The organism is Symbioplanes lichenis (genome assembly GCF_030709675.1).
GTDB classification, from domain to species: Bacteria; Actinomycetota; Actinomycetes; order Mycobacteriales; family Micromonosporaceae; genus Actinoplanes; species Actinoplanes lichenis.
The window spans coordinates 380,650-393,442 of sequence record NZ_JAUZQD010000003.1; the positions used below are offsets into that span (position 1 = coordinate 380,650).

Genomic DNA, 12,793 nt, shown 5'->3' on the forward strand with positions numbered 1-12,793 from the left:
CATTCCTGGATTCGTTACAAGCTCTTTTCGGCGGGGGCCGGGGCGGTCGAGGCGCGCGGCTCAGGGTCGGCAGTCGCCGGGCGCGGCTCGGGGGCGGCGGTCGGGGTGGTCACCGGGCTCGGCTCGGGGGCGGCGGCGGGCTTGGACAGGGCGCGGTCGAGACCCAGGAGGACGGCGCCGAGGACATAAATGCCGAGGCCGAGGGCGAGCATCCACAGCGCCACGCCCCCGTAGCCCTGGCCGGCCGGGTCGAGGAAGAAGTACGGATAGCGGGTCGTCGCCGCGGGCAGCACCGCGGCGCGGAGCTCGGAGAGGAGGCCGTACCCGAGCGGGAAGAGCAACCACGCGGGCAGCTCGCGCCAGGCCGACACCCGCCGCGGCCCGAACATCACCCAGTCGGCCAGCACCATGACCGGCACCACGTAGTGGACCAGGAACGTCGACCGCTCGGCCAGCACCTCGGCCGGAGCACCGTGCACCAGCCCCGGGAACGGGTTGGCGCCGTCGTTGAGCAGGAAGTGCGCCACCAGCCCGGTCACGAGGATCCACGCGGTCACCGGGCCCCGCAGCCGCGGCGCCGCGACCACGGTCTCGTTGCGGCGGACCATCCAGTAGACGGCCGCGCCGAAGTAGACGGCCACGACCAGGTTGCTCTGGGTCGTGTAGTAGACGATCCGGCTGTCCCCGGCCCACAGCCCGGTGACGCCCGCCACCACGATCAGCACCCGCCACCACAGCTCGGGCCGTCGCCAGATCCGCATACTCCGCCTCCGATACATCGGCGATCAAGTATGCCCGCGCCCGTAGAGTCGGTGCATGGATCCCGTTCTCACCGCCAGTGCGTTCGACTCCCTGCGCGAGGATGCAGTGCCCGACCAGGAGGCGCTGCGCCGGATCTACGCGCTCCCCAACGACAACGCCGTCCGCAAGCAGATGACCGAGCTCACCGAGCAGACCCGCCGGCTGGTCGCCTGTGCCTCGCTCGTCCTGATCGCCAGCACCGACGCCGACGGCAACTGCGACGTCTCCCCGCGCGGCGGCCCCGCCGGCTTCGTCACGGTCCTCGACGCGCGCACGGTCGCGATCCCGGACGCGACCGGCAACAAGCGCCTGGACACCTGGCAGAACGTCATCGCGACCGGCCGGGCCGGCCTGCTCTTCGTCATCCCGGGCCGCACCACGACCCTGCGCATGAACGGCCGGGCCTGCGTCTCCACCCGCCCGGAGCTGCTGTCCCGGCTGACCGCGGTCGGCAAGCCCCCGGCCAGCGCACTGGTGCTGGGCATCGACGAGGTGTATCCCCACTGCCCGAAGTCCCTGATGCGCGGCGCGGTCTGGCAGCCGGACCGGTGGCTGCCGGCCGAGGCCCAGCCGACCTCGGCCGAGGTCACCCTGGCCCAGCTGCGCCGGCCCGGCCTGACGATCGCCGACATCCAGCAGACCGAGGCCGACGCCCTGAAATACCGCTACGAGTAGGAGCAAGGTGAGACGCCCCTCCGGCCGTGACGAGGCGGAGGGGCGGGACGGCGGGACGGAGGGCGGGCGGGTCAGACGCCGGCGGCGGTGAGGCGGGTGAACTGGTCGTCGGTGAGTTTGATGTGCAGGGCCGGGAGGGCGGCCTCGAACTGCTCGGGAGTGCGCGGGCCGATCAGCGGGACGACGCGCGGGCTCGTGTGGTGCAGGAGCCAGGCGAGGACCAGCTGGTTCGGGGTGACGGCCAGCTCGGCGGCGATCTCGGTCAGGACGGCGAGGCGGGCCTCGGAGTCGGGGCCGGCGTACTTCTCCATCGCCCAGTGGCCGGTGCGCTTGGCCGGGTCGTCGTAGACGCCCTTGAGGATGGGGGAGTAGGACACCAGGGTCTGGTCGCCGTGCTCGGCCAGATAGTCGAGCTGCTCGGCGGTGGCCACGGAGGGCGTGTCGGCGCCGCCACGCAGCCGCAGGTACGTGTATTCCTGCTGGACGGCGACCGGAAGGGGCCAGCCGTTCCGCTCGCACAGGCGGCGGATCTTCTCGAGCCGCCACGTGCGTACGTTGGACCAGCCGAGGTAGCGGACCTTGCCCGCTTGCACGAAGCCGGCCAGGGTCTCCAGGGTCTCCTCGAGCGGGGTCCGGCGGTCGTCGACGTGGATGTAATAGAGGTCCACGTGGTCGGTGCCGAGCCGGCGCAGGCTGCCGTCGAGGGCGTCCCGCAGCGTCTGCGCGCCGGCGCCGGCGAAGGTGCGGTTGGCCAGGTCCCAGTCGGGCTCGCCGTCAGCGTCCCAGAGGTCGGGCGACGCGGCGGGCAGCGCGCTGCCCTTGGTGGCGAGGAAGACCTTGTCGCGGCGGCCGTCCTTCGCGAGCCAGCGGCCGAGCAACTCCTCGCTCTCGCCGCCGCGGCTGCCGGGCCGGCGCCACCACTCGTAGCAGTCGGCCGTGTCGATGAAGGTGCCGCCCTCGTCGAGGAAGCGGCCGAGGATGTGGACGGAGTCGGCCTCGCTGGTCACGCCGCCCATCTGCATCGCGCCGAGGGCGATCGCGCTCACGCGCTGCCCGGTGCGCCCCAATTCAGTGGTCTCCACGACATCGACACTAGTCAACCCGGCCGGGCGTCCGCGATGCGATTATGACCTGCATGGATACGCTTTTCACGGGCGGACATCTCTTCGGTACGACCGGGGACGCGCTGCTGGTCCGCGACGGCCGGATCGCCGCGGTGGGCGGGGACGACGTCCGGGAGCTGGCGACCGCCCGGACCGAGGTGGTGGAGCTGCGGGGGCGCCTGCTGCTGCCCGGATTCCAGGACGCGCACGTGCACGCCGTCACCGGCGGGGTCGAGCTCGGGCAGTGTGACCTGAGCGGCACCACGAGCGTCGACGAGTACCTGCGGCGGATCGAGTCCTATGGGCGGGCGCACCCCGGCGCCGAGTGGGTCATCGGGGGCGGCTGGTCGATGGAGAGCTTCGCGGGTGGCGTACCGGAGAAGGAAGTCCTGGATCGGGTGACCGGCGGCAGGCCGGCGTTTCTCATGAACCGGGACCACCACGGCGCGTGGGTGAACACCGCGGCGCTGGAGCGGGCCGGGATCGACGCGCACACGCCCGACCCGGCGGACGGGCGGATCGACCGGCGGTCGGACGGTGAGCCCGCCGGCGGCCTGCAGGAGGGCGCGATGGACCTGGTCGCCGCGCTGGTGCCCGAGGCGACCGCGGCGGACCGGCTCGCGGGGCTGCTGCGGGCGCAGGAGTTGCTGCACTCGCTGGGCGTGACGGCGTGGCAGGACGCGCTGATGTGCGGAGCCAACGGCTACCCGGATGTGTCCGACGCCTATCTGACCGCGTCCCGGGACGGCTCGCTGGTATCCGATGTGGAGGGCGCGCTGTGGTGGCGGCGCGATCAGGGCAGTGAGCAGATTCCCGCCCTGGTGGAGCAGCGGGAGCGGCTGACCGGGGGGCGGCTGCGCTGCCGCACGGTCAAGTTCATGCTCGACGGGGTGGCGGAGAACTTCACCGCCGCGATGACGGCGCCCTATCGGGACGCGTGCGGGCGGCCGACCGGCAACAGCGGGATCTCGTTCGTCGAGCCGCAAGCCTTGGCGGAGTACGTGACCGCGGTCGACGCGCTGGGCTTTCAGGCGCACTTCCACGCGCTGGGCGACCGGGCGGTCCGGGAAGCCTTGGATGCGATCGCCGCGGCCCGGGATGCCAACGGCCACCGGGACACCCGTCCGCATCTCGCGCATCTGCAGGTCGTGCACCCCGATGACGTACGCCGCTTCGGGGCGCTGGACGCGACGGCCAACCTGCAGTCGTACTGGGCGGCGCACGAACCGCAGATGGACGAGCTGACGATCCCGTTCCTGGGGCCCGGGCTGGCGGAGCGGCAGTACCCGTTCGGGGATCTGCACCGCGCCGGGGTGCGTCTGGCGGCGGGAAGCGACTGGCCGGTCAGCACGCCCGACCCGCTGCAGGCGATCCACGTGGCCGTGAACCGGTCGTTGCCGGGGTCGGACGAGCCGGCGTTCCTGCCGGAGCAGCGGCTCGGGCTCGAGGTGGCGCTCCGGGCGTACACGGCGGGGTCGGCCTTTGTGAATCACCGCGACGACACCGGCGCGCTGCTGGCGGGACAGCGCGCCGACCTCGTCGTGCTGGACCGGGATCCCTTCGCGGGCCCGGTGGATGCCATCGGCGGGACGCGGGTGGCACTGACCTATGTCGACGGCGAGCGGGTCCACGCCTCGCGGGAGGCGTGAACGGGCCCACACGTCGCGGGTCTATCCCTCGCGGGAGGCGTGGGCGCCGGGGCGCTCCACCTCGTCGTCCTCGACGATCTCCCCCTCGACCTCGTCACCGAGCGAGCCGGACGAGCCGGACGGGCCGGGGGAACCAGCGGCCGCGGGCGGTGCGACCGGGCCGGTCAGCTCGCCGGTGACCTGCGGCTGCTCGACCCACAGGGCACGCAGCTGGGTCTGCATGAAGGCGGTCAGACGGCCCCTGTACTCCCGGTCGAACCGCTCGAGCGCCTCGATCTGACCCTGCAGGGCCTCCCGGCGGGCGCCGAGGCTGCCGACCACGTCGTCGAAGCGCTGCTGCGCGGCCAGCCGCAGCTGGTCGGCGTTGGCCTGGGCGTCGGCGGTGATCCGGCCGGCCTCGCCGCGCGCCTCGAGCACCACCTTGGCCGCGCTGCGCTGCGCCTCGTCGGCCCGCTCCTTGGCCTGGTGGGCGATCTGCTCGGCCTGCGCGCGCGCCTCGGCCAGCACCTTCTCGGCCTGCCCGCGCACGTTGTGCGCGTGCATCTGCGCCTCGCGGCCGATCTCCTCGGCCGCGGCCAGCGCGTCCGTGCGGATCTTGTCGGCCTGCTGCTGCGCGCGGGCGAGGTGCTCCTCGGCCGTGCGCTGGGCCATGGTCAGGACCTGCAGCGCCTGGCTGGGCGGCACCGAACCCTGCTGCTGCTGCATCGCGGCGCCCTGCTGCTGGGGAACCGCACCCTGCTGCTGCGGAATCTGCACCACCTGGTGCTCGGAAGTGGCGCTGTCGGCCGGGCCGTTGAACATCACTTTCACGCGATCCTTCATCCGATCGTCCGTCACGGAGACCTCCGCCATGGCCGGGAACGGCGGGATGCTACCAACCCGCGAGCCCCGCGCGCGAGATCCCGCGGAAGGCTTCATCGATCGGGGGAGGGGCCGGCCACGCGCGACCGGACGTCGGTGAGCATCGACCGCACGGCCGCCTATGACCCTGTGGAACGGCGAGCTGGGCCTCGCCCCGGAGCTCGTCACGCCGGACTTCCGGGTGCACGCCGCCATGGCCGACGGCGGCGACTCGGCGGACCTGGTGGGCCCGGCCGCGCTGGCCGGCTGGATCGGGCAGGTCCGGTCCGCGTTCAGCGAGCTCACGTACGCCGTCCAGGTCGGCCCGATCGCGCAGGACGACCTGCTCGCGGTGCGCTGGTCGGTGACCGGCACCTACCGCGGCGGGTTCCCGGGAGCCACCGCCGAGCCGGGCACCCAGGTCGCCTTCACCGGCACCGACGTGCTCCGGACCGCCGGCGGGCGGCTCGCCGAGTACTGGGTCAACTCGGACATGCACGTCCTGCTGGCCCAGCTTCGCGTCGCGGGCTGACGGCCCTACAACAGGCCCCGGGCGCGGGCGGTCAGCTTCTCCACGCGGGCCGTCAGGCCGGGGGCGGTCGTGGCGTCGGCGGTGGCCATGTCGTCGAGCAGGGCGAGGTAGTCGCCGGTGAGCTTGCGGTAACCGCGGCGGAAGGTGTCGTTGCCCGTGCGGTAGCGGGCGTCGAGATCGAGGAGCTGCTGCGCGAGGACGGCGGCGGCCGCGCTGAGGGCGGTACGGGCGTCGGTCGCCTCGTGAAGCTGGGCGCGGCGGCGGACGGCGGCCCGGCCCACGCGGCGGCTGGTGGTCCACAGGAGCAGGGAGCCGAGGACGACGACGAGGATCGCCGCGGCGGCCACCAGGTAGCGGGGGAGGGACGGGCTGATCGTGCGGGCGTCGCGCGGGACGAGGGCGGCCCGGACGAGCAGGTCGTAGTTGACGACGATCACCTTGACCGCGTCGAGGGGCCGGCCGGGGAACTGGTCGACGCCCCGGGCGATCGTGGTCTCGGCCACGAGGGCCTTCGCCTGGTCGCCGGCCTTCGCCTGGTCGCCGCCGAGGCGGGAGCAGCCGTACGTGCGGTATTCGTCACCGTCGCGGGCGAGCGCGATCACCAGCGTGCCGTCCGCCGCGTTGCCGAGCCGCTCGCAGCCGTCGCGGGGTGTGCTGCCGGGCGCCAGCAGCAGCACGACCAGGCGGCGGTTGCCGATGACCCGCTCCGCGGCGGGCACGTCGAGCCCGGTGCCCGCGGCGGCGTAGACCGGCGACGTGCGGACCTGCCGCGCGATCGGGCCGTCGAGGACGCCCCCGGACCACAGCGCCCAGCCGGCCAGGAGCAGACAGGCGAGGGTCGCCACGCCGAACGGGGTGGTGACGAACCGCAGGGCGCGTCTCACACCAGCCGTCCCTTCAGGTATTCCGCGGGGCGGTAGCCGGGCAAGGTGCGAGCGGCGCGGTCCAGGTCCGACTCGGCGTCGACCAGCAGCTTGCGTACGGACGAAGGGGGCTGATCCTCCGCGAGGGCCGACCGCGCCGCCCGCAGCGTGCCCAGCGCCCGGGTCAGCGCAGTGCCCGCCGCCGGGGGCAGCAGCGCCTCGAGGGCGGACAACTCGACGGCCAGCGCGGTGAGTCCCGCGAGACGCGCCGGCTCGGAGGTGCTCGTCAGCCGGCGGGGCGGGCGCAGCAACGAGCGCACCGACAGCGCGAAGAAGACGAGCACGCACGCCACGAACAGCCACGGCAACGCGGGCAGGGCGACACGCAGCGGATCCATCGGGCGGTAGGGCAACGGCCGGTCGAACAGCCCCGCGTAGCGCACGTCGGCGACGCGGCCCACGAACTCGTTCACCACCTGCTCCTGCGGGAACGCGTAGCGGGCGAGGCGTCCGGAGCGCTGGGCGTAGTAGGTGGTGGCGGCGACCTTGGACTCGGGACCGTCGTAGTCGACCCAGGTGCCGTAGGCCACGACGATCGGGATGCCGGGGAAGGCCTTCGCGAGCTGCGGCGCGTACCGGGGAAGGGGCCGGCCGGGCGCCTGGCGGGGGAGCGCGACGTAGCGCGCGGTGCCGCCGGGGAAGGCCGCCGCGTCGTTGTCCGGCACGGCGGTCAGGGTCGCGCCGGGCGCTTGATAGACCCGGGTACGCCGCAGCGCCGCCGTGACCGTGTCCAGTTCCGTGGCGGTGGGATCCCGCCACGTCACCGTGTCCACGTCCGGGGGCGCCGGCTGATCCCGCAGCTTCGCGATCAGGAGCGCCAGCGGACCCGTCACGTCGGCCGTCGCGTACTCGGCGCGCCAGCCGGCCAGATCGTCGGGCGTGGCCTGCCAGATGTCGCCGGACACCTGGGTGCCGACGATGCGGATGTCGGCGTTCCCGACGTCGTAGACCTTGTCGTGCTCGACGTCGTCCAGCCCCGGCGGCGCGACGAGGATCCGCAGGCCGTCGGCGTGGATCCGGGACACGTCCCAGGTGGCCGTGGCGCCGGGCAGCCGGACCACCGGACTCTTGGCCAGCCGCGCGGTCATCTCGGCGACGCTGGGCACGGTGGCGTCGTCGGCCGCGCCGAGGTCGGTCAGCTGCGCGGTCGAAGGGCTCTGGCCGTACGTGACGTCGGTGGTCTGGCGTTGCGCGGCGAGGAACACGACCAGGACGGCGACAGCGAGGGCCAGGGCAGCCCACCGGGCGAGGCGGACGATCACTCGCCGGCCTCGCGCCACTGGAGATCGGCGGCGCGGGCCAGCCGGGCGGCCTCGGCGGCGGCGTGCTCCCCGCCCCGGGCGGCGGCGATGGCCTCGGCCCGGGCGAGCAGGTGTTCCGCCTCGGCGACCGGTGTGGCGCAGCCGTCGCGGGTCACCTGGGCGGCGGCGATCGCCGCGTGTGCTTCGGACCAGGCGGTGCGGCGGGCGGCGGCCTGCTTGCGCCGCGACGGGAGTACGACGCCGGCGAACCCGGCCGCCACCAGCACCGCCACGCCGATCGCCCACACCATGATCACCGATTGTGCCTGCCGGTGCGGCGTTTGTCGCCCCGCGTTCCGCTGTCGCCGCGCCTTTGCCGGCCGGTCTGTCGCCGGGCGCGCCGGGCGTGGGGCATGCATGATCGGGGGATGGTGGATCCGCAACTGCTCGGGGCGTACGCGGGACATTGGACCGGGGACGGCACCGGCGTGACCGTCGTCCTGCCGCCGCCGGGCACGGTGGCCTCGGGCGAGGTGCGCGGCGGGGCCCCGGCGACCCGGGAGTTCGCGCTGCTGGAGCCGACGCGGCTGGTCGACCGGGTGGACGCCGTGGTGCTCTCGGGCGGATCCGCGTTCGGGCTGGCCGCCGGCGACGGGGTGCTGCGCCTGCTCCGCGAGCGGGGCACCGGCTTCGCGACACCCGCGGGCCCGGTCCCCATCGTCGTCGGCATGTCGATCTTCGACGCCTCGGTCGCCGCGGCCGGCCCGCCGGATCCCGCCACCGCCGCTCCGGCCGGCCCGTCGGATCCCGCCACCGCCGCTCCGGCCGGCCCGTCGGATCCCGCCACCGCCGTCCTGGCCGCCGCGTCGCCCGATGCGGATCCGGCCGTGGGTCCGCCGGCTCTGGGTGCCGTCGTAGACCCGCCGCCGGACGCGGGGGCCGTCGCGGGTCCGCCGCCGGATGCGCTCGCGGGGCGCCGGGCCGCCCTGGCCGCGCTGAGCGGCGAGCCGCTGACCACCGGCCGCGCCGGGGCGGGCACGGGCGCGACCACCGGCAAGTGGCGCGGCCGCTTGGACCCGGGCGGCCTCGGCCGGGCCGAACGCACCGCCGGCCCGGCCCGCGTCGCCGCCCTCGTCGTCGTCAACGCCTGGGGCGACGTCCTCGGCCCCGAGGGCACGCCGGTCTTCGACGGCCCCGGCCGCCCGGCCCCGCCGCCCCTCGGCCTCACCAACACCACCATCGCCGTGGTGATCACCGACGCGGCCCTGACGAAGAACGACTGCCACCTGCTCGCCCAGAGCGCCCACACCGGCTTCGCCCGGGCCTTGCACCCGGCCCACTCCCGCTACGACGGCGACGCCACCGTCGCCCTCGCCACCGGCCACGTCACCACCGGCGTCGACCTCGACCGCCTGAGAGCCGCCACCACCGAAGCCACCGCCGCCGCCATCCGCGCCGCCGTCACCCCGGCCGGACCCGAGCGAACGAGTTGATCATCACGTCGGGCGGGATACGGGGGACGGCGGGCTTAGGGTCGGAGGCATGATCGCGCATCCCGGGGTTTCGTTCACGGATCATGTTGTCAGCGTGCCGCTGGATCATGAGCGACCCGGGGGGCCGGCGATCGAGGTCTTCGCGCGGGAGGTCGTGGCCGCGGGGCGGGAGCGGGAGAGCCTGCCGTGGCTGGTCTTCCTGCAGGGCGGGCCGGGCGGGCCCTCGCCCCGGCCGCACGGGGCCGACGCGTGGCTCGGGCGCGCCCTGCGTACCCACCGGGTGTTGTTGCTCGATCAGCGCGGGACCGGCCGCAGCACGCCGATCACCGCACGGACGGTGGCCGGGAAGAGCGACGCGGAGCTCGCGGCCTACCTCAAGCTCTTCCGGGCCGACAGCATCGTGGCCGACGCCGAGATCCTGCGGGTGCGGCTCGCGGGCGGGCGGCCGTGGGAGACGCTCGGGCAGAGCTACGGCGGGTTCGTCACGATGACCTACCTGTCGTACGCGCCGGAGGGGCTGAAGGCCTGTTACGTCACCGGTGGGCTGCCCGGGCTGACGGCGACCGCGGACGACGTGTACGCCCGGACGTATCCGCGGGTGGCGGCGAAGAACGCGGAGTTCTACGCGGCGTATCCCGAGGACCGGGCCAAGGTCCGGCGGCTCGCGGATCGCCTGGCGGCCGACGACGTGCGGCTGCCCGACGGGGATCGGCTGACGGTGGCCCGGCTGCGGCACTTGGGATCCAGTTTCGGCATGAGCACGGGCTATTCGACCGTGCATTGGATGCTCGAGCAGACCGAGGACGAGTTCCTCTACACCGTGATGACGGCCACCGGGTTCGTCGACCGGCCGTTGTTCGCGCTGCAGGAGTACATCTACGGCTCCGGCTCGACGGCGACGAACTGGGCGGCGCAGCGCGCGATCGAGCAGCGGCCGGAGTTCGCCGAGGACGCGGATCCGCTGCTGTTCACCGGCGAGATGATGTACCCCTGGATGTTCCGGGACATCGCCGCGCTGCGCCCCTTCGCCGGCGCCGCCGACCTGCTCGCGGCCGAGAGCGACTGGAAGCCCCTCTACGACCTCGAGCGCCTGCGGACCAACACCGTGCCGGTACGGGCGGCGGTCTACCACGACGACATGTACGTCGACGCGGGCCTGTCGCTCGAGACGGCCGCCACCGTCGGCAACGTGCGCGCCTGGGTCACGAACGAGTACGAGCACGACGGCGTCCGGGTCGGCGGGGAGCACGTACTCGGCCGGTTGATGGACATGGAAGCGGGTACGTGCTGACCATGAAGGCAGCTGTCTACTACGAGAACGGCGGCCCGGAGGTCCTGCGCTACGAGGACGTTCCCGACCCCGAGATCCGGCCCGGCGAGGTTCTGCTCCGCATCGAGGCGATCGGCGTGCAGGGCGGCGACCTGCTGCACCGGCAGTCCACGCCGCTGCCGCGCAAACCCCACGTCGGTGGCTACCAGGCCGCGGGCACGGTCGAGGCGGTCGGGGCGGAGGTCGATGCCGTACGCCCGGGGCAGCGCGCGGTCGCCTTCATGCCGGCCGGGTCGCACGCCGAGCTGGCCGCGGTGCCCCAGCGCAACGTGTACGCCATCCCGGACGCCCTCGATCCCCGCCTCGCCGCCGGCATCCCCGTCGAGTTCGGAACCGCCGACGACTGCCTGTTCGAGTTCGGGCGGCTGCGGAAGGGCGAGACCGTTCTCGTCCAGGCGGCCGCCGGAGGCGTCGGACTGGCCGCCGTCCAGCTCGCCAAGGCCGCCGGCGCCACGGTCGTCGGCACGGCGTCCAGCGCCGAGAAGCTGGCCCGCCTCGGCGACTACGGCCTCGATCACGCGATCAACTACCGCGAGCAGGATGTCGTAGAACGGATCCGAGAGCTGACCGGCGGGCGCGGCGTCGACGTCGTCGTGGATCCCGTGGGCGGGCGCACGCTCGAGGGCAGCATCGCCGCGCTGGCGTACCGGGGGCGGATCAGCTGGGTCGGGCAGGCCGGCCGGGAGGCGTACGCGCCGCAGCTCGGTCCTCTGATGGGCAAGAATGCCTCGCTGAACGGCGTGTACTTCGGGGGCGAGATGGCCCACGACCCGGAGCGCACCCGCGCGCTGATCGAGCGGCTGATCGGCCGGGTGGCTGCGGGCGAGCTCACCGTGGTGCTGGACAAGGAGTTCCCGCTGGCGGAGGCGGCCGAGGCGCACCGCTACATCGAGAGCCGCGCCGCCTTCGGCCGGGTGCTGCTGATTCCGTAGGCGGGAAGCACGGCACCCCACGCGAGGGGTGGACGCGTGGGGTGCCGTGTTCCGGGGGCCGGAATCGGGTTGATGCCTGGCGGGGGCGACTCCGGACCGGATGTGGGGAAAGCGGGCGGGCCCGGGAGCACGCGACACCCCCGGGCGGGGACAGGTCAGGTGAAGCGGGCCGCGATCCAGGTGGCCACGGTGTCGACCGAGGCGAAGACCGCGCCGTCGTGGGTCTCGCCCTCGAGGGTCACGAACTCGACCGGCTGCCCGTACGTGCTGAGCGTGCTGACCAGGGGCCCGGCGGACAGGTCGTAGGGCACGGCCTCGTCGTTGGTCCCGTGGACGATGAGGATCGGGCTGCTCGGCGCGGTGCCGCCCGGGTTGCCGTACTGGTCGAGGCGGCTGAGGACCGCGGCCGGGACCGTGCCGCCGGGGACGAGCTGGGCCGGGGTGAGCGGCGCGTAGGCGGCGAGGATCTCGTAGAGGCAGCCGGTCGTCAGCACCGACTTCTTGGCCTTGGCCTCGGGCGCGAGATAGGTCTCGGGGTTGAAGGTGGGCTCGATGGCGTTGATGCCGTAGAGGGCCATCACCAGGTAGCCCTGGCCGGGCGTGCCGGGGATGTCGGGCGCGATGAGGTCGAGGTTGCTGGCCGGTGCGATGGCCGCGACGCCCTTGAGCACCAGCGCGCCGTCGTAGGAGGGGGCGATCTGGTTGGCGAAGAGGCCGCCCTGGCCGCCCTGCGAGTGGCCGTCGATGACGTACTGGGTGCCGAGCGTGCTGTCGAGGTTGCGGGCCGCCTTGACGCTGTCGATGATCGCGCGGGCCTCGCTCAGACCGATCAGGTAGGGGTGGTTGCCGAGCGAGCCGAGCCCGGTGTAGTCGGGCGCCGCCACGGTCCAGCCGCGCTGCAGCAGCTTGGCGACGGCGGCGCGGGCCTCGGGCCAGAAGACGTCGTTGCTGGCCGACGGCGCGCACTTGTCGGCCAGGCCGGTGGTGCCGTGGGCCCAGACGACGGTCTTGCCGGTCTTGCCCGTCTTCGGGGTCAGGATCAGGCCCGAGGCGGTGAAGGTGGCGCCGCTCGGGGTGGTGGTCAGATATTGGATCTTCTTGCCGGTGGCGAGGGGGGACAGCTCGGCCGGCAGGGTGGCGGTGGACTGCAGCAGGACGGTGCCGGGAGTGACCGCGGCTTGCGCCGGGGAAGCGACGGCGACGCCGGCGACGGCCAGGACGAGCAACTGGGCGGCGGCCACCCAGCGGCGGGGCGGGGCAATTCTCACGTAAGG

Annotated in this window: 13 protein-coding genes; 6 read left to right on the top strand and 7 right to left on the bottom strand. The window is 73.8% G+C overall.

The window, feature by feature from the left end:
- Positions 1-14: 14 nt before the first annotated feature.
- A complete protein-coding gene (locus tag RAN62_RS08865) occupies positions 15-761 on the bottom strand; it encodes a Pr6Pr family membrane protein (protein WP_305784028.1) in 747 nt (248 codons plus the stop codon).
- Between the two features lie 55 nt (positions 762-816).
- Here RAN62_RS08865 and RAN62_RS08870 point away from each other — a divergent pair, with 55 nt between their 5' ends.
- A complete protein-coding gene (locus RAN62_RS08870; protein WP_305784029.1) occupies positions 817-1,476 on the top strand; it encodes an MSMEG_1061 family FMN-dependent PPOX-type flavoprotein in 660 nt (219 codons plus the stop codon).
- A gap of 71 nt (positions 1,477-1,547) precedes the next feature.
- On the opposite strand, the gene RAN62_RS08875 is transcribed toward RAN62_RS08870, so the two are convergent.
- Positions 1,548-2,558, bottom strand: a complete 1,011-nt coding sequence (locus RAN62_RS08875) for an aldo/keto reductase (protein WP_305784030.1) — start codon at positions 2,556-2,558, stop codon at positions 1,548-1,550.
- 53 nt (positions 2,559-2,611) lie between these two features.
- Here RAN62_RS08875 and RAN62_RS08880 point away from each other — a divergent pair, with 53 nt between their 5' ends.
- Positions 2,612-4,228 (top strand): amidohydrolase, encoded by a 1,617-nt coding sequence (locus RAN62_RS08880; RefSeq protein WP_305784031.1) that lies wholly within the window; start codon positions 2,612-2,614, stop codon positions 4,226-4,228.
- A gap of 21 nt (positions 4,229-4,249) precedes the next feature.
- Here the strand turns inward: RAN62_RS08880 and RAN62_RS08885 are convergent, their stop codons facing one another.
- Positions 4,250-5,050, bottom strand: coding sequence for a hypothetical protein (locus RAN62_RS08885; RefSeq protein ID WP_305784032.1), 801 nt, complete (start codon positions 5,048-5,050; stop codon positions 4,250-4,252).
- Positions 5,051-5,210: 160 nt separating this feature from the next.
- On the opposite strand from RAN62_RS08885, the gene RAN62_RS08890 reads away from it, so the two are divergent.
- Positions 5,211-5,600, top strand: a complete 390-nt coding sequence (locus RAN62_RS08890) for an ester cyclase (RefSeq protein ID WP_305784033.1) — start codon at positions 5,211-5,213, stop codon at positions 5,598-5,600.
- Between the two features lie 5 nt (positions 5,601-5,605).
- Here RAN62_RS08890 and RAN62_RS08895 read toward each other — a convergent pair whose 3' ends face one another.
- Genes RAN62_RS08895 through RAN62_RS08905 form a run of 3 tightly spaced genes read right to left on the bottom strand, consistent with a single transcriptional unit; the run spans position 5,606 to position 8,075 of the window.
- Positions 5,606-6,484: a hypothetical protein gene (locus RAN62_RS08895; RefSeq protein WP_305784034.1), complete on the bottom strand. Its 879-nt coding sequence runs from the start codon at positions 6,482-6,484 to the stop codon at positions 5,606-5,608.
- The gene (locus RAN62_RS08900) at positions 6,481-7,785 is read right to left on the bottom strand and encodes a hypothetical protein (RefSeq protein WP_305784035.1); all 1,305 of its coding nucleotides are present in this window, start codon (positions 7,783-7,785) and stop codon (positions 6,481-6,483) included. Before RAN62_RS08900 ends, RAN62_RS08895 begins: the two co-directional genes overlap by 4 nt.
- Positions 7,782-8,075, bottom strand: a complete 294-nt coding sequence (locus RAN62_RS08905; RefSeq protein ID WP_305784036.1) for a DUF6403 family protein — start codon at positions 8,073-8,075, stop codon at positions 7,782-7,784. Before RAN62_RS08905 ends, RAN62_RS08900 begins: the two co-directional genes overlap by 4 nt.
- 117 nt (positions 8,076-8,192) lie before the next feature.
- Between RAN62_RS08905 and RAN62_RS08910 the strand changes: the two genes are divergently transcribed.
- The 3 genes from RAN62_RS08910 to RAN62_RS08920 are packed head-to-tail and all read left to right on the top strand — an operon-like array spanning position 8,193 to position 11,519.
- Entirely contained in the window at positions 8,193-9,257 is a 1,065-nt protein-coding gene (locus RAN62_RS08910; RefSeq protein WP_305784037.1) for a P1 family peptidase, read from the top strand.
- 49 nt (positions 9,258-9,306) lie between these two features.
- Positions 9,307-10,548, top strand: a complete 1,242-nt coding sequence (locus RAN62_RS08915; RefSeq protein WP_305784038.1) for an alpha/beta fold hydrolase — start codon at positions 9,307-9,309, stop codon at positions 10,546-10,548.
- A 2-nt stretch (positions 10,549-10,550) separates the two neighbouring features.
- The gene (locus tag RAN62_RS08920) at positions 10,551-11,519 is read left to right on the top strand and encodes a quinone oxidoreductase family protein (RefSeq protein WP_305784039.1); all 969 of its coding nucleotides are present in this window, start codon (positions 10,551-10,553) and stop codon (positions 11,517-11,519) included.
- Between the two features lie 155 nt (positions 11,520-11,674).
- Here RAN62_RS08920 and RAN62_RS08925 read toward each other — a convergent pair whose 3' ends face one another.
- Positions 11,675-12,787, bottom strand: coding sequence for an alpha/beta fold hydrolase (locus tag RAN62_RS08925; RefSeq protein ID WP_305784040.1), 1,113 nt, complete (start codon positions 12,785-12,787; stop codon positions 11,675-11,677).
- Positions 12,788-12,793: the final 6 nt, after the last annotated feature.